Origin of the sequence: Mycobacterium sp. H4Y (assembly GCF_000364405.1) — a bacterium.
Taxonomy (GTDB): domain Bacteria; phylum Actinomycetota; class Actinomycetes; order Mycobacteriales; family Mycobacteriaceae; genus Mycobacterium; species Mycobacterium intracellulare.
This window is the reverse complement of the sequence record NZ_AKIG01000002.1, coordinates 1,154,774-1,177,317: the sequence shown is the minus strand read 5'-3', so window position 1 is coordinate 1,177,317 and position 22,544 is coordinate 1,154,774. Positions and strand designations below refer to the sequence as shown.

The window sequence follows — 22,544 nt, the reverse complement described above, 5'->3', positions numbered from 1 at the left end:
GCTGGCGCAGCACAGCAACCAAGCGTCTGGCGATTTGGAGGAGCGGTGGAGGTCGTACTCGGTGTGTCGATGGCACCGGAGACAGTCCGCATGGTGCTCGTCGAAGGCGCTGCCGCGGGCGGGGTGACCGTCGATCAGGACGGCTTCGACGTCGTCGGCGACCCGACCCCAGCTGCCGCCGCGGATCACGTCGTCGCGGCCATTCTCGGCACCCGCGACAGCGCGGCCCTGGGCGGTTACCAGCTCAAATCGAGCGGAGTGAGCTGGACCGACCCGGCCGAGGCGGCGGCCCTGCGAGATGTGTTGGCGGCGCGCAGGATCGAGAACGTGATGCTGGTCTCGGCGGTGATGGCCGCCGCGGCGCTGGCGCAGGCGATGGGCAGCGCGACCAACTGGGCCCGCACGGCGTTGCTGCTCGTCGAACCCACCAGCGCGACCCTCGCGGTCGTCGACACCTCCAACGGGACCGTCACCGACGTGCACCGGCACCCGCTGCCCGGCCGCGACGACGTCGCGCTGGCGAAGCTGACGGCGATGGTCTCGGGCGCCGAATCAATGCGGGCGCGGCCTGACGGGCTGTTCCTCGTCGGCTCGGACGTGGACATCCCGTTGATCAAGCCAACGCTCGAGGCCGCCACGTCGCTCTCGGTGACCACGCCTGAGGAACCCGAGATGGCCCTGGCCCGGGGTGCCTCGCTGGCCGCGGCGAACGCACGGTTGGGCGCGCCGCGGACGATCACGATGCCGTCCGCGCGGATTTCCTCGACCGAGGCGACCGGGTCCGCCCACAACCCCGACGCGCGGGCCGCCCGGTCACGCGAGCGGCACAGCCGAAAGCCGGCGGCCACCGTCGCGCTCGTGATGACCATTTTCGTCACCGGCTTCGTCGCGTTGGCGCTCGCGCTCGTCTTCGGCCGCGATCCGGACACGGGCCAACCACCGGAGGTCAGCACGAACGTCGTCGCTCCGCAGGCCCCGTCGCCCCCGAACACCGGCCCGCCCCCGCCGCCGCCCCCTGCGCCGGCGCCGCCCGAAGCCCCGACGCCCGAAGCGCCCCAGGCACCTGCGCCGTCCCCGCCGCAATCCGGCGACCACCCACACTGGGACGACTGGCTGCATCGCCATTTGGGGCCCGATTTTCCGGTCCCCTAGCCCCGCCGCGGACGGGTCCCGGCCCACCCCCCGGCCGCCGAACACGCGTAAAATCGGGGCACTAGGGGAATAACGGTGGGGACTCAGCGATGTCACGCGCCATCATTTCGTGCGACGGCGACGCCCTCACCGCGAATGACTAGCAACCGACTATTGGAGGAGCTTTGGACACCGTACTTGGTGTGTCGATGGCGCCGACCGCAGTCCGGATGGTGCTGGTCGAGGGGGAAAACGGCGACGGTGCGACCGTCGATGAAGACAATTTCGACGTGACGACGTCCACTGACGCAGCAACTGTCACCGCCTCGGACCAGGTAGTCTCCGCCATCTTGGGGACGCGTCAGGGCGCGGCGGAGGGTGGCTACCAACTGGCGTCGACCGGGGTCACCTTCACCGACCCCGTCGAGGCGGCCGCGCTGCGCGACAAGCTCGCCGCCCACAAGGTCGAAAATGTGATGCTGGTCTCGGCCTTCCTGGCCGCGGCCGCGCTGGCCCAAGCGGTCGGCCACCGAACCAACTACGCGCAGACCGCGCTGCTCTACATCGAGCCCGACACCGCAACGCTGGCGATCGTCGACAGCGCCGACGGATCCATCGCCGACGTCCGGCGCCAAGTCCTTCCCGAAGACGACGAGGCGGCCGTCGCCGAGCTGACGCGGCTGGTCTCCGGCGCGGAGAACATGGAAAGCCGCCCGGACGCCGTGTTCGTCGTCGGCTCCGGCATCGACATCCCGCTGATCAAGCCCGCGCTGGAGGCGGCGACCACCCTGCCGTTGACGGCGGCCGAGGAACCGGAAACGGCGCTGGCCCGCGGCGCCGCGCTGGCGTCGGCGCATGCCCCGCTGTTCGCGTCGTCCACCGCGGCCCTGGCGTACGCGCAGGATCCCGGCACCGGCGCGATCAATCCGCTGGCCGTGGCGCCCGGCTACTTCGACGCACCCGGCGACGCCGGGGTGGATGCCCTGGCGTACAGCGCCGTGCCCGACGACCCCGACGACTTCTTCACCGGCTCGCAGACCGCCGCGACCGAGCTCGTCGGCGCGGACTATCGCGGGCGCAACTTCAGGTTGGTGGGCAGCGCCGTGGCGGCGGTCTTCGTCATCGGCGTGGTGGCGCTGGTCGTCTCACTGGCCATCGCCATCCGCCCGACGGCGAATGTGCGGCCCAGCCCGAATGAGAACGTCGTGGTCGCGCCCACTCGGCCCGCCCCGGCGCCCGCGGCCCCGGCTCCGGCGCCTGCCCAGGCGCCGGCGGCTCCCGCGCCCGCCCCGGAGGCGCCGGCGCCCGTTCCAGAGGCTCCCGCGCCGGCTCCGGCCGCTCCGGCTCCGGCCCCGGTGGCGCCCGCGCCGATTCCGGTTCCGGCGGCCCCGCCGCCCGCTCCGCCGCCGGTCGCGCCCGTTCCGGTGCCGATCCCGCTGCCGATCCCAGGCATCGGCGGTCCGCCCGGTGGCGGGTGGGGCCCCGGTCACGGCGGAGGCCACGGGGACCACGACGACGGCTTCCCCGGTGGCCCGCGCGGCGGCTTCGGCGGCGGGCCGCGCGGCGGTTTCGGCGGTGGCCACGGTCACGGCGGATTCGGCGGGGGTGGCCCACGCATCAACATCCCGGGCATCCCGGGGATTTAATAGGCCGGCGGAGCGGCGGCCACCCGTCATCTTCCGTTTGCCTCCCGCTTAGCCCGGCGACGCGGTTAGCTCATCGGGGTCGCTTACACCAGTGGTATGCGATGCACCGTGTTCGGCACGGGATACCTCGGTGCCACCCACGCGGTCGGGATGGCGGCGCTCGGACACGACGTCCTCGGGATCGACATCGACCCGGGCAAGGTGGCCAAGCTCGCCGGGGGTGACATCCCCTTTTACGAGCCAGGCTTGCGAAAGTTGTTGAACGAGAACCTGGCTGCGGGTCGGCTGCGGTTCACCACCGACTACGACGCGGCCGCCGACTTCGCCGACCTGCACTTCCTGGGCGTGGGCACACCGCAGAAGAAGGGCGAATACGGCGCCGATCTGCGCCACGTCTATGCCGTGATCGACGAGTTGGTGCCCCGGTTGACCAGTTCGGCGGTGTTGGTGGGCAAATCGACGGTCCCGGTGGGCACCGCGGCCGAGTTGAACCAACGCGCCGCCGCGCTGGCGCCGCGCGGGGTGGACGTCGAAATCGCCTGGAATCCGGAGTTTCTGCGCGAGGGCTACGCGGTGCAGGACACCCTGCGCCCGGACCGCATTGTGCTTGGGGTCCACCAGGATTCGGTGCGCGCCGAGGCCGCGGTTCGTGAGCTGTACGGTCCGCTGCTGGACGCGGGGGTGCCGTTCCTGGTGACGGATCTGCAAACCGCGGAGTTGGTCAAGGTCTCCGCCAATGCCTTTCTGGCGACGAAGATCTCGTTCATCAACGCCATTTCCGAGGTGTGCGAGGCGGCCGGCGCAGACGTCAGCCTGCTGGCGGATGCGCTCGGATACGATCCCCGCATCGGACGCCAATTCCTCAACGCCGGTTTGGGTTTCGGCGGTGGCTGCCTGCCAAAGGACATCCGGGCATTCATGGCGCGCGCCGGGGAACTCGGGGCCGACCAGGCGCTGACGTTTCTGCGTGAGGTGGACAGCATCAACATGCGTCGCCGCACCCGGATGGTGGAACTGGCCAGCGCGGCGTGCGGCGGGTCGCTGCTGGGCGCCAACGTCGCGGTGCTCGGCGCGGCGTTCAAGCCCGAATCCGACGACGTGCGCGACTCGCCCGCCCTCAACGTGGCGGGGCAACTGCAGCTCAACGGCGCCGCGGTCAACGTCTATGACCCCAAGGCGCTGGACAACGCGCAGCGCCTGTTCCCGACCCTGAACTATGCGGTCTCGGTCGAAGAGGCCTGCGAGCGCGCGGATGCCGTGCTGGTGCTCACCGAGTGGCGGCAATTCGTCGAGCTCGATCCCGACGACCTGGCCGACGGGGTGCGCGCCCGCGTCATCGTCGACGGCCGCAACTGCCTGGACACCGCCCGGTGGCAGCGGGCGGGCTGGCGGGTGTATCGGCTCGGCGCGCCGCGACCGTAGGGACATAAGAGCGGGCTTTCCTTCAGTCCGATTTCAACCGCTCTCGCGGGATCGGATCGTCGTTACCCTCAAAAGTCCGACACCGTAGGTGTTTTCACTACTGATGGGAATCACGCGCCTTGACGACGACCGATCTGACCGTGACCGCTTCCACCGAAACCGGCATCGAGGTCATCCCCCTGTCCGGGTGGACCGGCGCCCTGATCGACGGCGTGGACATCTCCGCCCCGTTGAGCGACTCGGACAAGGATGTCATCCGCACGGCGCTGCACAAGTGGAAGGTCGTGTTCTTCCGCGATCAACAGCTCGACCATGCGGCGCAGATCGCCTTCGGCGCGCAATTCGGCAAGGTCACCGCCGCCCACCCGTACGAAGGCGATTCCGCCCCTGCGGGTTTCCCGCAGATCCACACGGTGTCGCCGGCCGCCTACGACCGCCGGTACGGATCCGAGTACCGGCACAAGGAGAATCGGAACGGGCCGAACTGGCATGCCGACGTGACGCCGCTGATCAATCCGCCGTCGCATTCGATACTGCGCGCCGAAGTGGTCCCGCCCTATGGCGGCGACACGCTGTTCACCAATGTCGCCGCTGTCTACCAAGGTCTTTCACCACTGGTGCGTGGGTTCATCGACGGGCTTCGCGCCGAGCACCGGTTCGGCGCCACGCTGGCCTTCGAACGCAGCGCCGAAAGATCGGCGAGCTGGTTCGCGGTAAGCCGTTGGCGGCAATCCATCCGGTGGTTCGGGTGCACCCCGAGACCAACGAGCGCGTGGTGTATGTCAACCAGTTCTTCACCAAGGAGATCGTCGACCTGTCCCCGCGGGAGAGTCGTCACGTCCTGGACCTGTTGTTCGAGCAGATCTCTCGCCCGGAGTATTCGGTTCGATTCAAGTGGGAGCCGGGAAGCGTTGCGTTCTGGGACAATCGGGCCACGTTGCATCTCGCGCCGCGCGACTTCGAGCATCTCGATCACGAGCGCGTGCTGCATCGGATCACGCTGGTCGGCGACATCCCGGTCGGCCCGGACGGGCGCCCATCGGAGCCGTTGGAGGGCCAGTTCTTCGGGGCCGCCTGACAGGGCGTGGACCCGACCTCACGGGCTCCGGTGCGACCACAGCAGGCCGAGCAGCCCGAACGCCGCCACCGCGGTGGTGGTCAGCGCTACCGGCCACAACGCCCCGCCCACCTGGGCGACCACCGAGGTGAGCAGCAACGGGATGAGCCCGCCGATGATGGTGGAACTCTGGCCGGACAACGACATTCCGGTGTAGCGGACCCGGGCCGGGAAGGACTCGGCGAGGTATTTGGGCAATGCGCCCCACACGACCCACATCGGCGCGCCGATCAAGGTCTCGGTGATCAGCAGCGCCGCCACCGTCGACGAGGCGGAGAGAACCGCCAGCAGCCCCGCCGTCGGCAACACGAGCAATCCGAGTAGGCCCGCGCGGACCACCCGCGGCGCGCCGACCCGATCGGCGAGCCAGCCGCCCAGCAGCGTCAGCACCCAGAACACGGTGACGTGCACGGCGGAGATGCCCAGCAGCACCGAAGAGGCCGGCAGGGCAAGGCTTTTGGTGCCGTAGCCGGTGAGGAAGACGGTCTCGACGAAGAACGGGACGGTCACGCCGCCCAAATAGACCCCGAAGCAGACCAGCATGGTGCGGCCGTGCTGACGCACCGCCTCGCGCAACGGGAAACGCGACAGTTCGCCGCTGCGGTGCAGCGCGGTGAACTCCGGCGATTCCATCACCCGCAGCCGGATGAACAGGCCGACCACGCTCAGCGCGATCCCGAACAGGAACGGCACCCGCCAACCCCAAGTCACGAAACTGTGCTCGCTCAGCAACGAGGCCAGGATGAACAGCGAGCCGGTGGCCAACCCCTGGCCCAGGGTCGCCCCGGTCTGCACCAGCGATCCCCAGAAACCGCTGCGGTGTGGCGTGCTGGTCTCGGTGACCACCAGGACCGCGCCGGCCCATTCGCCGCCGAGCCCCACCCCCTGAAGAAACCGCAACAACACCAGCAGCGCGGGCGCCGACCATCCTATCGCGCTATAGCTGGGCAGCAACCCGATCAGAAACGACGGTATGCCCATGATCAAAAGCGTTGCCACCAGCATCTTCTTGCGTCCGAGGCGATCACCCAAGTGCCCGAAGACGACCCCGCCCAGCGGGCGGGCGACGAACCCCACCGCGAAAGTGCCAAGTGCGGCAAGCACTCCGGCCGTGGCCGAAGCGCGCGGGAAGAACAGCGGACCGAAGACCAAGGTGGCCGCGAAGCCGTAGAGGAAGAAGTCGTACCACTCCAGCACGCTGCCCGCGAGACTGGCCAGCGCCACCCGGCGCATGCCCGGGACTGGCGCCGCCTCTTCGAGCGGGGTCGCCGCCCGGCTGCTTTCCTGTTCTGCGATCGTCATCGAGGTCTCCGAATGGTCGGCCGGTCAAGCTCCGCGCACCCGCGCCGGCGATCGAAATGACCGGCGCGAGTGGGGCATCGCGGCGAGTACGACCGTCCGGAGCCCCTGCCAAGTTCAGCGCCATCGGGCGCGATTGACGACGGTTGAAATCAGCTTGAAAGCAACTGATTACGCGGCACAACCCGATTTCGGAGGAACCCGGCGCCCGCCATCCAGCGCCACAGCCATGAAATATGTTGCGGCTCTGCGCTATTGGCCGGGCCGGGCGTGCAGCATGGCTCGGGGGTATTCCCCGCCATCTCGAGAAAGGTCGATCCGAACGTGCTCGAACCCGGCCGACCGGAGCGCGTCGGCCACCGGCGCAGCGTCGGAGAGTGCGCGAAACGGCAACGCGGCGGCGACGTCGTCGGCGTAATGGTGGCTCGCCACATGCGGGTTCAGCGAGACGTCGGCGATCAGCGTCGCGTCCGGGGCCAACACCCGCCGCCACTCCGCGAAGGCCTTCTCCGGTTCGAGCAAGGTCCAGATGAAGTGCCGCGCCGTCAGCGCGTCGAAGCTGGCGTCGGGGAACGGCAGCTTTTCGGTGACACCCTCCACGAACTCGACAGTCGCGGCGGTGGCGGCGGCCTTGGCGCGGGCCCGGGCCAACATCGCCTCGGAGGCATCCACGCCGGTCACCCGGTGGCCGAGCTCGCTCAGCAACAACGCGACAAAGCCCGTGCCCGTGGCGATATCGAGCACCCGCGAACGCTCCGGGATTGCGCTCAGCGCCGCCGTCCACAGTCGACGTTCCGGCTCCGAGGAGATACCGTGCGCGGCCCGCTGGTCATATTCCGAACCCTCGCGCTCCCAAAACGCGCGGATCGCCGCGTGCGCGTCCGGGAGGCCCGCGCTGTCAGCAAGCACGGCACCTGGTCCATCGCCTCGTCATCGACGACAGTCTGCAGGGCGCGGGATCCCCACGGCAAGGCGAGCGGGCGCGGCCCACGCGAGTAGCCTGACCGGCGTGGACTATGCCGGCGCATTCCTCGACGAGAACCGGGCTTTCGCGGAGCTGTTCGACGGTGCCGACGAGTCCACGCCGGTGCCCACCTGCCCGGAGTGGACCCTGCGGCAGCTGTTCCGCCACGTCGGGCGCGGCGACCGCTGGGCGGCCCAGATCGTGCGCGACCGGCTCGAGAGCTACCTCGACCCCCGCACCGTGGAGGGCGGCAAGCCGCCGCCCGACCCCGCCGACGCGATCTCCTGGCTCCACGGCGGCGCCCAGCGGCTGGTGGACGCCGTCGAGCTGACCGGGGTGGAGACGCCGGTCTGGACGTTCCTCGGGCCGCGCCCGGCGAACTGGTGGATCCGGCGCCGGCTGCACGAGGTGGCCGTGCACCGGGCCGACGCCGCGATCGCGCTGGGCACCGATTTCGCCCTCGAGCCCGACATCGCGGCCGACGGAATCACCGAATGGCTGGAGCGGGTCGCGATCCAGGCGGGCGGCCAGGGGGCGCCGCTTCCCCTCGAGGACGGGACCACCCTGCACCTGCATGCCACCGACCCCGGCCTCGGCGAGGCCGGGGAGTGGACGGCCGCCGTCGATCAGGGCCGGGTCACGTGGTCGCACGAGCACGGCAAGGGCAGCGTGGCGCTGCGCGGCGGCGCCACCGAGCTGCTGCTGGCGATTTTGCGCCGGCGCCCGCTGGCCGACACGGGCGTCCAACTGTTCGGGGACGAAGCCGTGTGGGAGCGCTGGTTGGACCGTACGCCGCTCTAGCCGCGGCGCCGCACGGTAATTTGCACACCATGACCACATCGGAGATCGCCACCGTTCTGGCATGGCACGATGCCCTCAACGCCGCGGACATCGAGACCTTGGCCTCCCTGTCCAGCGACGACATCGAGATGGGCGACGCGCACGGGGCCGCACAGGGTCACGAGGCGCTGCGCAGCTGGGCCGCCTCGCACCGGCCGGCGACCGAGCTCGGCCGCATGTATGTGCACGACGGTGTCGTCGCCGTCGAACTCAAACCCGGCAGCACCGGCGATCCGGGGGCCGCCAGCGACGCCGCGCTGACGTTCCGGGTGGTGCGCGACCACGTCACCTCCGTGTTCCGGCACGACAGCCTCGCGTCGGCGCTGGCGGCCACCGAGCTCACCGAATCCGACGCCGTCGACTAGGACCACAGGCACAGGAGCTATCCATGCGCGGAATCATCTTGGCCGGCGGGTCGGGCACCCGCCTGCATCCGATCACCACGGGCATCAGCAAGCAGTTGCTGCCGGTCTACGACAAACCGATGGTCTACTACCCGCTGTCCACCCTGATGATGGCCGGAATCCGTGACATCCTGGTGATCACCACCCCGCATGACGCGCCGGGATTTCAGCGGCTCCTGGGCGACGGCTCGCAATTCGGCGTCAACATCACCTACGTGACACAGGACCGGCCCGACGGTCTGGCTCAGGCGTTCGTTTTGGGCGCCGACCACATCGGCAACGAGTCGGTGGCTTTGGTGTTGGGAGACAACATCTTCTACGGACCGGGACTGGGCACCAGCTTGCGCCGATTCCAAACCATAAGCGGGGGAGCGGTTTTCGCGTACTGGGTGGCCAACCCGTCGGCCTACGGTGTGGTCGAATTCAGCGACGACGGCCTGGCGCTGTCCTTGGAAGAGAAACCCAAGACACCGAAATCCAACTACGCGGTGCCGGGTTTGTACTTCTACGACAACGACGTGATCGAAATCGCCAAGGGGCTCAAGAAATCGGCGCGCGGCGAGTACGAGATCACCGAGGTCAACCAGATCTATCTCAACCGGGGCCGGCTCTCGGTCGAGGTGATGGCCCGCGGCACGGCCTGGCTGGACACGGGCACGTTCGACTCGCTGCTGGACGCCAGCGACTTCGTCCGCACGCTGGAACGACGCCAGGGCCTCAAGGTCAGCGTGCCCGAGGAGGTGGCGTGGCAGCAGGGCTGGATCACCGATGAACAATTGGCGCAGCGCGCGCACAGCCTGCTCAAGTCCGGGTATGGCTCCTATCTGCTGAACCTGTTGGAGCGGAGCCGGTTTCACTAGGCCGGTAGCGGCGGCCCGTCCCCCGCAAGCGGGAGGTGCCCCCGGCGCGCGGCTTCAACCTATGGTGGCGACCCGCTGCGCCCGGCTTCGCCGCGCTTGCGATCGCCACGGCCCCGCTCGCGACCGCCGCTAGGCTTCGCCAGCACCGCCGCGATCCCCGTGGTCAGCGGCACCGACAGCGCCAACGCCATCCCGCCCACCGCCGAGCGGGCGATCTCGATGGCCACGCTCTCCCCGGTCAGCACGTCCGTCAGCGAGCGGTTGGCGACGCTGAACAGCAACAGCAGCGGCAGCGAACTGCCCGCGTAGGCCAGCACCAGCGTGTAGACCGTGCTGGCGATGTGATCGCGCCCCACCCGGATGGCGCCCACGAAGATCGCTCGCCGCGAGCCCCCGAGGCGGGCGAGCTCGAACACCGTCGAGGACTGGGTCACCGTCACATCGTTGAGCACACCCAGCGACCCGATGATGAAACCGGCCAGCAGCAGGCCACCGATCGACACGTTGCCCAGGTACGCGCTGACGGTGGTGTTCTGCTCGTCCGACAGACCGGTGAGATGCGCCAATTGTATTGCCGCCCAAGATAATCCGGCTGCGAGCAGCAGGGCCGACAGGGTGCCCAGCAGCGCGGCACTGGTCCGCAGGCTGACCCCGTGGGCCAGATAGATGACCGCGTAGAGGATCGCCGCCGACGCCACCAGCGCCACCGGCACCGCGGGGGCGCCGTCCCGCAGGGCCGGCAGCAGAAACATGACCAGCACCACGAACGCGACCAGGATGCCCACCAGCGCGAGCAGCCCGCGCCAGCGCGCCACGGCCACGATCACCACCGCGAACGCGATCGCCAAACCGACCAGCGCCCAACCCCGTTCGAAGTCGTAGAACGCGTAGCTGGTGGCGCCCTGGTCGTCGACCTGGCGCACGACCCGAATGCGGTCGCCCACCGCAAATTTCGGTTGACCCGGCCCAGGGGAGGACTCGAGCAGGGTGGTGGCGCCCGCGTTCGGCCCGGAATCGACGGCGACCTGGGTCAACACGCAGCGCCCGGCGCCGGGCGCTGCGGGCTGGGGCGGGCCGGTGAGGACCTGACTGACCGACGGGCTGCCGCAGTCGCCCAACCCACTGGACAGCACGTGCCCGGCCTGCGTGCTCACCGCGCCGCCGGACGCGTTCTGCAGCGGCATCGGGATGTCGACGCGCTGCCGACTAGGCCACAACAGGATCGCGCCGACGGCCACCGCCACTCCGATCGCGACCAGCAGCCCGACGACGATCCTGGCGGGCAACGGATCGATGCCGGACGGGCCCGGCGGCAGGCTGTGCGAGTGGGAGTGCGTCACCCGGTCGAGCGTAGAGGCGTTTTCCTGGGTGCTTACTGGCGATAGGCGACGAGGAAGTTGCCCAGCCGCTCGATGGCCGCCGCCAGATCGCGGGCCCACGGCAGGGTCACGATGCGCAGGTGATCCGGTGCGGGCCAATTGAAGCCGGTGCCCTGGGTGACCAGAATCTTCTCCTGCAGCAGCAAATCGAGGACGAGCTGCTCGTCGTCGTCGATGTCGTAGACCTCGGGGTCCAGCCGCGGGAAGGCGTAGAGAGCGCCGTCCGGCTTGACGCAGGACACCCCCGGAATCTCGTTGAGCTTGGTCCAGGCGACGTCGCGCTGCTCGAGCAGCCGGCCGCCGGGCAGGACGAGGTCGTCGATGCTCTGGTAGCCGCCCAGGGCGACCTGGATCGCGTGCTGCGCCGGGACATTGGGGCACAGGCGCATGTTGGCCAGCAGGTTGATCCCCTCGATGAAGCTGCCGGCGTGGTCCTTGGGCCCGGTAATCGCCAGCCAGCCGGCCCGATACCCGGCCACCCGGTAGGCCTTGGACAGCCCGTTGAACGTCAGGCACAACATGTCCGGCGCCAGCGAGGCCAGGTTGATGTGCTTGGCGTCGCCGTAGAGGATCTTGTCGTAGATCTCGTCGGCGAGCAGCAGCAGCTCGTGCTTGCGCGCCAATTCGACGATCTGCGTGAGCACTTCGCTGGTGTACACCGCGCCGGTCGGGTTGTTCGGGTTGATCACCACCAGCGCCTTGGTGCGGTCGGTGATCTTGGACTCCATGTCGGCGATGTCGGGCTGCCAGCCCTGCGTCTCGTCGCACAGGTAGTGCACCGGGGTGCCGCCCGCCAGCGACGTCGACGCCGTCCACAGCGGGTAGTCGGGTGACGGGATCAGCACCTCGTCACCGTTGTCGAGCAGGGCCTGCAGCGTCATCGTGATCAGCTCGGAGACCCCGTTGCCCAGGTAGACGTCGTCGACGTCGAAGCGGGGGAATCCGTCGACCAACTCGTAGCGGGTGACCACCGCGCGGCGGGCCGGCAGGATGCCCTGCGAGTCGGAGTAACCCTGCGCGTACGGGAGGGCCTGGATCATGTCGCGCATGATCACGTCGGGCGCCTCGAAGCCGAACGGCGCCGGGTTGCCGATGTTGAGCTTGAGGATGCGATGACCCTCGGCCTCCAGCCGCGCGGCCTGCTGATGTACCGGGCCGCGGATCTCGTACAGGACGTCCTGGAGCTTCGACGACTGCGCGAAAGTGCGCTGCTGCCGGTGATGGGCCGACGGGTGCGGTGGCAGCTGATGAGGCAGCTGGTGGGTGGTCACATCACCAATGGTGCCATCACTGTCCACTGAAATTTGCTGTCAAGCGCAAAAATCGCAGGTCAGCGCTTGCCCGGGGGTCGCGCCCCGCGGGCGATGCCCAGGCCTTTGACCGGCGGCTGCGACGGTGCGTCGTCGCCGTCGGCCTGCTTTGCCGGCTCCGCTTTCGGTGCCGGCTCGGCCGGCGCCTGTTCGGCGGGCTCGGCTTCTGCTTTCGGCGCCTCGGCTTTCGGGGCCGCCTTCTTGGCGCCGGGTCGCTTGGCGCCCGCGGCCAGGCCCAGGCCCTTCACGGGCGTGGCGGCGGGTGCCTTGGCCTCGGGTTCGGCTTCCGGTGCCACTTCCGCCTCGGGTGCTTCGGCCTTGGGGGCCTCGGCCTTCGGGGCCGCCTTCTTGGCGCCGGGTCGCTTGGCGCCCGCGGCCAGGCCCAGGCCCTTCACGGGCGCGGCGGGCGCCTTGGCCTCGGTCTCGGCCTCGGGCGCGGCCGCTTCGGCAGGTGCCTCGGCCTTGGCCGGTGCCGCCTTCTTGGCCCCGGGTTTCTTGGCGCCGCCGGCGATGCCCAGCCCCTTGACCGGGGCGGCCGCTTCGGCCTTGCCTTCCGCGGCGGGCGCGGCTTTCTTGGCCCCGGGTTTCTTGGCGGCGCCGGCGATCCCGAGCCCCTTGACGGGAGCGGCGGGTGCGGCCGCGGCCTTCGGGGCCGCCTCGGCGGGAGCCTCCTCGGCCTCTTCGGCGGGTGCGGTCGCCGTGGCCGTCGCGGCCTTGGGCGCCGCGGCCGCCCGCTTTTCGGCTTCCTTGGCGGCCGTGCCCTTTTCGGGCAGCGTCGCCTTGTCGTATTCGAGGGACGCGAGCAGGATCTGGGCGACGTCGAGCACCTCGACACCGCTGCGCCCGGCCTCCTCCTGCCGGTCGTTGACGCCGTCGGTGACCATCACCCGGCAGAACGGGCACGCGGTGGCGATGGTGGTGGCCCCGGTGGCCAGCGCCTCGTCGACACGCTCGTGGTTGATCCGCTTGCCGATGTGCTCTTCCATCCACATCCGCGCGCCGCCGGCGCCGCAGCAGAAGCTGCGCTCGGCGTGCCGCGGCATCTCGGTCAGGTTCGCCCCGGAGGTCCCGATCAGCTCACGCGGCGCCTCGTAGACCTTGTTGTGCCGGCCCAGGTAGCAGGGGTCGTGGTAGGTGATGTCCTGGGATACCGGCGTCACCGGCACCAGCCTGTTGTCCCGGACCAGCCGGTTGAGCAGCTGGGTGTGGTGCAGCACCGAGTAGTTCGCGCCGAGCTGGCGGTACTCGCGGCCCAGGGTGTTGAAGCAGTGCGGGCAGGTCACCACGATCTTGCGGTCGACGGTCTCGGTGCCCTCGAACAGCCCGTCCAGGGTTTCGACGGCTTGCGCGGCCAGCTGCTGGAACAGGAACTCGTTGCCCGAGCGGCGCGCGGAGTCGCCGTTGCAGGACTCGCCGGTGCCGAGCACCAGGTACTTCACCCCGGCGATGGCCAGCAGCTCGGCGACGGCCTTGGTGGTCTTCTTGGCCTTGTCGTCGTAGGCGCCGGCGCACCCGACCCAGAACAGGTACTCGTAGCCGTTGAAGCTGTCGACGTCCTCGCCGTAGACCGGCACGTCGAAGTCGACCTCGTCGATCCAGTTGGTGCGGTCCGACGCGTTCTGGCCCCACGGGTTGCCCTTGGTTTCCAGGTTCTTGAACAGCACCGACAGTTCCGAGGGGAACTCGGACTCCATCATCACCTGGTAGCGGCGCATGTCGATGATGTGATCGACGTGCTCGATGTCCACCGGGCACTGCTCGACGCAGGCGCCGCAGGACACGCAGGACCACAGCACGTCGGGGTCGATGACGCCGCCCTGCTCCTCGGTGCCGACCAGCGGGCGGGTGGCCTGCTCCGGACCGGAACCCATGACGCGGCCGAAGCCCGACTCGGGAACGTGGTGTGCCTCGGCGTGCTCTTCGCCGGACAACTCCTCGCCGAGCCCGCCCGCCGGCGTGCTCTCCAGCGGGCTCTCCTTGTCACCCAGGATGTAGGGCGCCTTGGCCATCCAGTGGTCGCGCAGGTCCATGATGACGAGCTTGGGGGACAGCGGCTTGCCGGTGTTCCACGCCGGGCACTGCGACTGGCAGCGCCCGCACTCGGTACAGGTGGCGAAGTCCAGCATGGCCTTCCAGCTGAAGTCCTCGACCTTGCCGCGCCCGAATGTCGCGTCGTCCGGCGGGTTTTCGAAGTCGATCGGCTTGCCGTCGTGCTCGAGCGGCAGCAGCGGGCCGAGACCGTCGGGCAGCCGCTTGAAGATGACATTGATCGGCGCAGTGAAGATGTGCATGTGCTTGGAGTGCAGCACGATGATCAGGAACGCCAGCATGACCGCGATGTGCAGCAGCAGGGCCACCGTTTCGATGATCTCGTTGGCGGGCTGCCCCAGCGGCCGCAGGATCGCGCCGAACAGTTGCGACAGGAAGGCCCCGTTGCCGTAGGGCAGCGTGCCGTTGTTGACCGCGGATCCGCGCACCAGCACGTAGGTCCACACGACGTTGAAGATCATGAACAGCACCAGCCAGGCGCCGCCGGTGTGCGAGCCGTAGAACCGGGATGAGCGGCCGATCTCCTTCGGGCTGCGCATCAACCGGATGACGGCGAAGGTGGCGATGCCGAGGAAGACGGCCGTGGCGAAGAAGTCCTGCAGGAAGCCCAGCGCGTCCCACCGCCCGATGAACGGGATGTGGAAGTTGTCCTGGAACAACAGCCCGTAGGCCTCGATGTAGACCGTGAGGAGGATGAAGAAGCCCCACATGGTGAAGAAGTGGGCCAGGCCGGGGATCGACCACTTCAACAGCTTGCGCTGCCCGAAGACCTCGGAGAGCTCGGCCCAGATTCGTTTGCCGGGTTCGTCGGTGTGCCCCGGGGCCGGCTTGCCGGACGTGATCAGCTTGAACAGCCACAGGACCCGTCGTGCGGCGAGCGCGGCCACGACCAGCGTCATGCCCATGCCCACGACCAGCCTGATGAGCATCTGCGTTGTCACAGAAGGTCTCCCCAATGCATAGATAATTCGGCCTGTGCTTTATTTGCCTGCTTAAGCCCCGCTCATAGTTACATCTTCGCGGCTTTCGGCGCGAGAAAGGCTGCCCTAACTTCGGGTTCGTCGGTGCCTCTGGCCTGCTAGTTGATACCCGCTCGCCTGGTGTGACGTTTGTCGGAGTGACCAGCGCCACCAAATTTCGTTAAATGACCCTTTTCGGAGCCCTTTTCCGGCCAGACGCAATCGTTCGCGTCAGCGCCCGAATGGGGGTTGGAAGATCGGCGGCAGGGGTCGCACCCGGGTGGTCGTCGTCGGCGCCGCGGACGTGGTGGTCGCCTGCGATGTCGTGGTGGGCGGCGCGGTGGTGGTCGTCGTGGTGCTCGGCGGGGGTGTCGTCGTCGTGGTCGACGGCTCCGGCGGCGGTGTCGTGGTGGTCGTGGTGGCCGGCGCCTCGCTGGACGGTGGCGGCGGAGCCGGAACGACGGTGACGGTGGTGCTGTCGTTCGGCCCGGTGATGGTCACCGTTTGTGGCGGTGGCGGTGGGTTGGGCGAGGACGTCGGGGGGGCCGGGGTGGACTTCGTCATCAACAGGCCGATCGCCAGCGCCGCGGCCACCAGCACCGCCACCCCCGCCCCAACGACGGTCAACACCAGCGCCGTGCGCTTGTACCAGGGCAGCCCGCCCTGCTCGGCGTACTCGAATTCCCGTGCCTCGCTGGCATATTCGCCGGTTGCGTCGCGGCCGGTATAGGGCACCGGCTCGTCGGAGTCGGCGTCTTGCGACCACGCCAGGGCGTCATCCACATCGGTGGCCTGGGCGGCCCACGCGGCCTGGGTGGCCCCGATTCCCGCGGTGCCGACCATTTCGGTCGGCGTCTCCACGGCGGCGGCCGCGGTGGTTTCGGCGCCCCCCGCTGCGTACTGCGCACCGAGCGCCGCGGCGCCGAGTGCGGCGAGTGACGCCGGCTGCGCCGCGCTGCGGAACGGAACCCCGAAGCGCTGCGACAACCGCGCGGTGATCAGCGGGATGCTTGCGCCCCCGCCGACGATCGCCACGGCGCGCAGGTTGGTGTTCGGAATTCCGTTGCGCCGCAACGTATCTTGCAGCGAGGTGACAAACCGGTCCAGCGGTGGGGAGATCAGTTGCTCGAACTCGGTGCGGGTCAGTTGGGTGGACTCCCCGGACGCCCCCGCGACGGTGCTCACCGCGGCGGTCGACAGTTGTTCCTTGGCGCGCCGGCAGGCGGCCAGCAGGCGGGTCTGCGATCCCATCCGCGCGCCGCCGCCCAGGACGGCGGTGCTGACATCGGAGGCCAGCAGGTGATCGACGATGAGCTGATCGATCGCGTCGCCGGAGAAGTCGGTGTGCCGCATGGCCGGGGCGACGGGCGCAAAGCCGGCATTGGCGTCCAGCACCGTGACGGTGGTGCCGCCGGCACCGAAGTCGCACAGCGCGACGACGCCGTCGGCGGGAAACCCCGGCGTGCCGCGCAGGGCCGCCACCGCGGCCGTGGCGTCGGAAACCAGCATCGGCGCGACCCCACCGCGTGCGAGATCCGACTGGGCGAAGAACTCGTCGCGCAGCGCCGCGAACTGTTCGTCGGACCAGTAGGCGGGGACCGCGATGCTGATCGGTGTCCCGTAGCCGACCGTGCGGGCCATCGCCTCGATCGCCTCGACCGTCAGCGCCGCGCCCAGGTACTTGGTGCCGTCGGCGGCCACCAGCGGTGCCCGGTCGCCGACCCGCTCGACGAACCCGCGCAGCACCAGGCCGGGTGCGGTCAGGTTCGGATTCTCTTCCGGCAGGCCGACTTCGGTGGGACGGTGCTCGAACAGGGTGACCACCGAGCTGCGGGTGACCGGAGCGCTCCCGGCGCGGGCCGCCACCAGGTTGGCCACCCCGATCGATAGCCCGAGCGACTGGCTCATGTCCGCACCCCTGTGTCAGTAGTCCCGTGGATTGCAGCGAGTGTAGGGCGCCGCCGGCGCCGCGTCGCCGAGCGTGATCGGCCTGCCGCCGACTCGCTAACGCAGGCCCGGCGGAACCGTGATGACCGTCGGCACCTGCGGAATGGTGATCACCGGCGGCAGCTGCGGTAGATGGTGGCGATGCGTGGGCTGCTGCGTTTGTTGCCCGGTGGGCTGCTGCTGCGTCGGCTGCTGGGCCGGCGGCTGCTCTTCGGCGCTGCTGCTGGACTCGGTGGTGGTCGTCGTGGTCGTGGTGGTCGTCGGCGTCGTTGTTGTCGTTGTCGTGGTGGTGCTCGTCGTCGACTTGGGGACGTGGTTGACGGATTGGTCGTCGTGAATGAGCTCGATGATCCCGAAGACGATCAGGCCGATCAGGATGACGACGGAAATCAACCAGGCGATGAGCATCGCGGGCCTGCGGTACCAGGGCGTGGGCTCGGGTTCCTGGTCGAACGGGTCGAAGCCCTGGGGTTGCTCGAACCCGTGGGGCGGCTGGGGCGGGAAGTTCGGTGGCGGGACTTCACCGGTCGGCGGCTCGCTCATGCCGAAATCGGCATGCTGGGTCGGCCGATTGTGGAAGTCATCGCGTGGACCGTTGGATGCCACGGCACCGATGGTACTGACCGCACCTGCCAGCCTGCTGATGCCAACCCCTAAGGGGGCGGTCGCGTCGCTCAGAGGAGGGGTGCGGGTGCCCACACAGAGCGTGCACTCAGGGTCCACAGCCTACCGCCAGACTGTGGCGCTCAACACACCCGCAACACCATTTCCGGCCGAATGATATTGCAGTTCAGCACAATTCGACCGTCACCTCATTTTTGACTTACCAGCATATTCGTGACAGTCTCTTTTCCCGAATCGATGTGGAAGTCGAACGGCAAGCCCGCATCGAGCGCGGCGCCTCCCGGGCCTGGGCAGGCCGGCGAGTAAGCCGCCAGCGACCGACACGTACCCGCCGTCACAGCAGCGACGCCCGGTATCACATCGGGTCCTGGCGCCGCGGCGAGCGGCCATGCAATCCGAGCGCAGGGTAGGGAGGCGATCACGATGCCCGGCCGGCCCGCCCATGCGCCCCGGGTTCGTCGTCTCAGCTACAACGATCGGCGCTGCTAATGGCCGCCGATCCCACAGACCGCGAATGGTGGTCAGAAGCCGGCGATGACGCCCCGACCGCGGCGAACGGGCGGCATCGCGAGGCGGAATTGCGCGATGGGACCGACCCGGCAAAGTGCGCAGATGCGGCTCACGAGGAAGCGTCGCACGGTGCAGCCGGCGCCGGCGCGGAGGCGGGAAACCAACTGACGAGCGCCGTGGTCGTCATCGCGCTCGTCTCGGCGATCTCGGGCTTGCTCTACGGCTACAACACCGGTGTCATCTCCTGGGCCCTATTGCAGCTCACCGAGGAGTTCAACCTCACCGCGGCCTGGAAGCAGGTGGTCGCCGCCAGCATCCTGCTCGGCGCCATCGTCGGGGCCTTGGCGTGCAGCTGGCTATCCGACCGGTTCGGCCGGCGCGGCACGCTGTTGATGCTGTCGGTGCTGTTCATCGTCGGCGCGCTGTGGTGCGCCGACGCGCCGGATGTCGTGGTGCTGTCGCTGGGAAGGCTGGTCCTGGGCTTCGCGGTCGGCGGGGCGACCCAGACGGCCCCGATGTATGTCGCGGAGCTCTCGCCGTCGGCCTACCGGGGGCGGTTGGTGCTGTGCTTCCAAATTGCCATCGGGGTGGGCATCCTCGCCGCTAACCTCATCGGGGTCTTTGACTCGGTCTCCTGGCGGGGGCCGACCGGAATCGCGTGCGTACCCGCCGCGATCATGCTGTGGCTGTTGCTGCGCTTGCCGGAAAGTCCGCGCTGGCTGGTCAAGCACGATGAGCGACACGCCGCGCGCGCCGTGTTGGAGCGGGTCCGGCCCGACGGCTACGACGTGGGTGCCGAGCTGGACGAGGCGACCGAACTCGCGCGCATGGAACGCAAGGCCAGCACCCGCGGGTGGAGCGGGCTGCGCGACGCCTGGGTGCGCCCGGCCCTGGTCCTGGGTTGTGGCATCGCGGTGTTCACCCAGCTCAGCGGGATCGAGATGATCATCTACTATGCGCCGACCATCCTGACTGACGACGGCGTGTACCGGTCCGTGGCTCTGCTGGTGTCGGTGATGTTGGGTGCGACGTACGTGATCGCCCAACTAGTGGGGTTGGCCATTATCGACCGGGTCGGCCGGCGCCGGCTCACCCTCATCATGGTGCCGGGCGCGGCGATCAGCCTGTTCGCGCTCGGGCTGATCTTCGTCACCGCCGACAGCGGTCACGATGTGATCGCCTACATCATGATTTCCCTGATCGCCTTCATGGTGTTCAATGCCGGCGGTCTGCAGCTGATGGGATGGTTGACCGGCTCGGAGACCTATCCGCTGGCGGTGCGACCGGAGGGCACCGCCGTGCATTCGGCGACGCTGTGGGGGACCAACCTGCTCATTACGTTGACGCTGCTGTCGCTCATCAATGCGATCGGGGTCGGACCCTCGATGTGGCTCTACGCGTTGTTCAACGTGGCGGCGTGGATCTTCGTATTCTTCCGCATGCCCGACCTCACCGGTAAAAGCCTGGAAGAAATCGAAAAGAACCTGGCGGAGGGGAAATTCCGACCGTCTGACTTCGCACGCTGACGAATGCGCTTGCGCGGCACGTCTTTTCGTGCTGCTGTGCGGCGCGGTCACACGCCAGCCATTGACTGGCCTCGAAGGATCCGTTCGATCCGGTCCAACAGCTCGCTCGGGTTGTCGTGGGCGCCGTCTTTCCAGGCCACGAGGGCGTTGAGCAGGTTGATCGGTTGAACGCTCAGATACATTCCGAGCATCACCGTCGCGGTCGCCTCGCCGCTGACATCGGCTGGCTGGTAGGCGACTTCGACTTGCAACCGCTCGGTACCGGCCGCCACGCTCGGGACGAGCTTTGGCTCGATCGAACGGACATGGTCACGCCGGATGTCGGTCAACTCACTGCCGCGCTCTGCGATCCGCACGGTCAACGCCGCGGGGGTGATACGGAGAAGGGATCGGCGCCAGATCCAGAGGGAGACTCCCACCAATAAGGCAGAGATGGCCAGCAGAATGACCCCGCCGTACCACAGCCAGGCCGGATTACCGGGTGCACATCCTGCGCCAATCATGGCGACCGCGATTAGGGGGAACAGCAAGGTCGCCATGTATGGGTTGCTCTCGTACCACGGAAGATAGCGGCAGACAATCTCCTGCCCGGTCCGCCTGACCCCGGCGCCGAAAATTCGGCGGCCGCTCCCATAAATGATGCCGACGCCGACCGCAGCGGCGCCGACAGGCAGATACCAAGCCGACCCAACCAGCACATTTATGCCCGCCAACAGGCATAGGGCACCACCGACGGCGTAGCGCAGTTTCGGCACGCGTCGGCGTTTCGCCGCGCGGTCGGCCATCAGTGACCGTCTTGAGTTGCGATTACGGGTCTCCTGTTCAGCTGTGATAATCCGTGACTGTGACGCGCCGTCGATCGTGGCGAGCATTCTGCGCCGATGCGTCGCGCGTGACACGGTTACACACCGACGGTGGAGTGGCCCCGGAGAATCGCTTCGACCCGATTGAGTAGCTCGCTCGGGTTTTCGTGAGCGCCGTCTTTCCAGGCCACAAGTGCGTTAAGCAGGTTAATCGGCTGGACACTCAACTGCAGGCCCAGGAGCAGAGTCTTGGCATCGCTGCTCAAATCCGTTGCACGGTAGGTGATTGCGACTTGCAGCGATTGTCCGCTCACGCCATTTGGGACGATCTTGGGCTCGATCGACACAACACACTCACGCTGGATTTCGGTCAACTCGTCCTTGGGTCCAGCCAAACGCACGGTCAAAACCGACGGGGAAATACGCAAAAGGCACCGACGCCACATGCGCACGGCGCTAAACACGAAGAGTGGCGTCAGAACCAGCAGGATGATCCCGCCGAACCGAAGCCACGCAGGGTTGCCCGAATCGTTGGATGCGGCAATCATGGCGACTCCCATCAGCGGGAGCAACACATTCAGGAAGTACGCGTTTCCCTCATACCAGGGGACGTAGTGACACATAATCTCGTCATACGTCCGGGTGACACCCGCCCGGAAGATTCGGCGCCTGCCGAGGACGATCAAGATCGCTCCGCAGAGCACCACCACAGACAAGTACCACTGCAGTCCCGCCCGCGCTGCCACCACAGTCAAGAGGCACAACGTGCCGCCGAAGGTGTAGCGCAGTATCCGTCCCCACCGGGCGCTGGTCTCACCGTTCGCCATCAGTGACCGTCTCGTGTCGTTGTTGCGGGAGCTTTACGGGGGTGATTGTCCGAAGCCGGACCTGCCGGCGCGGCACCCATTCGGACAGACAGCCAGATATTCGCCTGTTTTACAGGTGATTCATGTAGTGCGGTCATCGTGAGTTGCGCGATCAGCGTCTCCTGTCCTTCCGTGATGATCCGCGATCGTGAGACGCTGTCGATGGTGCCGAGCTCGTGGGCAATCTGCATCGCGAGCAATCCTTGAACTCCGACACATTCACCGGCGGGGCCAAGTTCGCGGCGCACCTCGTGAGATCCCGGCGCCGACTGCAACTGCTGCTCGGCCAGCATCGCGAACGCCTCCCTCGCATCCAGTGGGGCCGCCACTTTATGCATCGTCAACACCGCGTTAGCACCGAACACGTTGATGCACGGGTCGTTGCGACAGGCCCACACACGAGCACCGAAAGCCGAGTCGAAGGGTTCCCAGCCCGAGGGCACCCCCACTTCCACGACAAAACCGACAAACCGCTCGACCGGAGATACCACAATGCCGCTGGTCTGCACGAACTCATCGAAGCGCATCGAACATGCCCCTACCCGAAACCGAAGATCGATTCCACGCCGTGCACCGCGCTACCGACGGCATTCGCGACCGGCTGCCAGGCCACTTCAACCGCTTTGGATGCGCCGAAGGCAGCGCCCGCTCCCACGACTGCGCCCACCACCAGACCAATCGCCGTCCCTGCTCCTGGGACGACCGACCCGATCGCTGCACCAGCTGCCATATCCGCGGCAAATCCTCCAGCCGCCGCGCCCGCGTAGAGCCCGAATGCAGTTCCGACACCCTCCCGCGTGACGGCCTCTGGCACCGAGTTCCCGTCGTGGATATCGGACATGACGGCCGGTACCGCGCTGGCCGCACCAACCACCCGGCCGACACGGG

At 68.2% G+C, this 22,544-nt stretch carries 18 protein-coding genes and 1 pseudogene; 9 read left to right on the top strand and 10 right to left on the bottom strand.

Annotation, left to right across the window (positions count from 1 at the left end; translation table 11 throughout):
• Window positions 1–45: 45 nt before the first annotated feature.
• The 5 genes and pseudogenes from W7U_RS19400 to W7U_RS26985 all read left to right on the top strand — a co-directional run bounded on the left by W7U_RS19400 (window position 46) and on the right by W7U_RS26985 (window position 5,277).
• The gene (locus W7U_RS19400) at window positions 46–1,152 is read left to right on the top strand and encodes a hypothetical protein (protein WP_008261587.1); all 1,107 of its coding nucleotides are present in this window, start codon (window positions 46–48) and stop codon (window positions 1,150–1,152) included.
• A gap of 188 nt (window positions 1,153–1,340) precedes the next feature.
• Window positions 1,341–2,777: a hypothetical protein gene (locus W7U_RS19395; protein WP_170320615.1), complete on the top strand. Its 1,437-nt coding sequence runs from the start codon at window positions 1,341–1,343 to the stop codon at window positions 2,775–2,777.
• A 96-nt stretch (window positions 2,778–2,873) separates the two neighbouring features.
• Window positions 2,874–4,199 (top strand): UDP-glucose/GDP-mannose dehydrogenase family protein, encoded by a 1,326-nt coding sequence (locus tag W7U_RS19390; protein ID WP_008261583.1) that lies wholly within the window; start codon window positions 2,874–2,876, stop codon window positions 4,197–4,199.
• Between the two features lie 140 nt (window positions 4,200–4,339).
• Window positions 4,340–4,813, top strand: a pseudogene (locus W7U_RS26990) (TauD/TfdA family dioxygenase); the annotation flags it as partial.
• Window positions 4,814–4,920: 107 nt separating this feature from the next.
• On the top strand, window positions 4,921–5,277 hold the full coding sequence (locus tag W7U_RS26985; RefSeq protein ID WP_332478898.1) for a TauD/TfdA family dioxygenase: 357 nt from the start codon (window positions 4,921–4,923) through the stop codon (window positions 5,275–5,277).
• 18 nt (window positions 5,278–5,295) lie between these two features.
• On the opposite strand, the gene W7U_RS19380 is transcribed toward W7U_RS26985, so the two are convergent.
• A complete protein-coding gene (locus W7U_RS19380; RefSeq protein ID WP_008261578.1) occupies window positions 5,296–6,618 on the bottom strand; it encodes an MFS transporter in 1,323 nt (440 codons plus the stop codon).
• 249 nt (window positions 6,619–6,867) lie between these two features.
• Window positions 6,868–7,524, bottom strand: coding sequence for a class I SAM-dependent methyltransferase (locus W7U_RS19375; RefSeq protein WP_008261576.1), 657 nt, complete (start codon window positions 7,522–7,524; stop codon window positions 6,868–6,870).
• A 100-nt stretch (window positions 7,525–7,624) separates the two neighbouring features.
• On the opposite strand from W7U_RS19375, the gene W7U_RS19370 reads away from it, so the two are divergent.
• From W7U_RS19370 to rfbA, 3 genes are read left to right on the top strand one after another with little or no spacing between them, the layout of a single operon-like run.
• Window positions 7,625–8,380: a maleylpyruvate isomerase family mycothiol-dependent enzyme gene (locus tag W7U_RS19370; protein ID WP_008261574.1), complete on the top strand. Its 756-nt coding sequence runs from the start codon at window positions 7,625–7,627 to the stop codon at window positions 8,378–8,380.
• A gap of 29 nt (window positions 8,381–8,409) precedes the next feature.
• Window positions 8,410–8,784, top strand: coding sequence for a nuclear transport factor 2 family protein (locus tag W7U_RS19365; RefSeq protein ID WP_008261571.1), 375 nt, complete (start codon window positions 8,410–8,412; stop codon window positions 8,782–8,784).
• A 23-nt stretch (window positions 8,785–8,807) separates the two neighbouring features.
• Window positions 8,808–9,683 carry a glucose-1-phosphate thymidylyltransferase RfbA gene (gene rfbA / locus W7U_RS19360; protein WP_008261569.1) on the top strand — a complete coding sequence of 292 codons (876 nt, stop codon included), beginning with the start codon at window positions 8,808–8,810 and terminating at the stop codon, window positions 9,681–9,683.
• Window positions 9,684–9,742: 59 nt separating this feature from the next.
• On the opposite strand, the gene W7U_RS19355 is transcribed toward rfbA, so the two are convergent.
• The 5 genes from W7U_RS19355 to W7U_RS19335 form a co-directional block, all read right to left on the bottom strand.
• Window positions 9,743–11,023: a YibE/F family protein gene (locus W7U_RS19355; protein ID WP_008261568.1), complete on the bottom strand. Its 1,281-nt coding sequence runs from the start codon at window positions 11,021–11,023 to the stop codon at window positions 9,743–9,745.
• A gap of 32 nt (window positions 11,024–11,055) precedes the next feature.
• Entirely contained in the window at window positions 11,056–12,360 is a 1,305-nt protein-coding gene (locus W7U_RS19350; protein WP_008261567.1) for a pyridoxal phosphate-dependent aminotransferase, read from the bottom strand.
• 32 nt (window positions 12,361–12,392) lie between these two features.
• Window positions 12,393–15,362, bottom strand: a complete 2,970-nt coding sequence (locus tag W7U_RS19345) for a (Fe-S)-binding protein (protein ID WP_008261566.1) — start codon at window positions 15,360–15,362, stop codon at window positions 12,393–12,395.
• A gap of 249 nt (window positions 15,363–15,611) precedes the next feature.
• Window positions 15,612–17,288, bottom strand: coding sequence for an Hsp70 family protein (locus W7U_RS19340; RefSeq protein WP_008261565.1), 1,677 nt, complete (start codon window positions 17,286–17,288; stop codon window positions 15,612–15,614).
• A gap of 96 nt (window positions 17,289–17,384) precedes the next feature.
• Window positions 17,385–17,933, bottom strand: a complete 549-nt coding sequence (locus W7U_RS19335) for a hypothetical protein (RefSeq protein ID WP_008261564.1) — start codon at window positions 17,931–17,933, stop codon at window positions 17,385–17,387.
• 704 nt (window positions 17,934–18,637) lie between these two features.
• Between W7U_RS19335 and W7U_RS19330 the strand changes: the two genes are divergently transcribed.
• Window positions 18,638–19,987 (top strand): sugar porter family MFS transporter, encoded by a 1,350-nt coding sequence (locus W7U_RS19330; protein ID WP_170320633.1) that lies wholly within the window; start codon window positions 18,638–18,640, stop codon window positions 19,985–19,987.
• A 47-nt stretch (window positions 19,988–20,034) separates the two neighbouring features.
• Here the strand turns inward: W7U_RS19330 and W7U_RS19325 are convergent, their stop codons facing one another.
• From W7U_RS19325 to W7U_RS19315, 3 genes are all read right to left on the bottom strand, one after another.
• On the bottom strand, window positions 20,035–20,685 hold the full coding sequence (locus W7U_RS19325) for a hypothetical protein (protein WP_170320634.1): 651 nt from the start codon (window positions 20,683–20,685) through the stop codon (window positions 20,035–20,037).
• Between the two features lie 203 nt (window positions 20,686–20,888).
• Window positions 20,889–21,617: a hypothetical protein gene (locus W7U_RS19320; RefSeq protein WP_008261551.1), complete on the bottom strand. Its 729-nt coding sequence runs from the start codon at window positions 21,615–21,617 to the stop codon at window positions 20,889–20,891.
• Window positions 21,617–22,183 carry a hypothetical protein gene (locus W7U_RS19315; RefSeq protein ID WP_008261549.1) on the bottom strand — a complete coding sequence of 189 codons (567 nt, stop codon included), beginning with the start codon at window positions 22,181–22,183 and terminating at the stop codon, window positions 21,617–21,619. The genes W7U_RS19320 and W7U_RS19315 overlap by 1 nt, the downstream gene beginning before the upstream one ends.
• Window positions 22,184–22,544 lie beyond the last annotated feature (361 nt).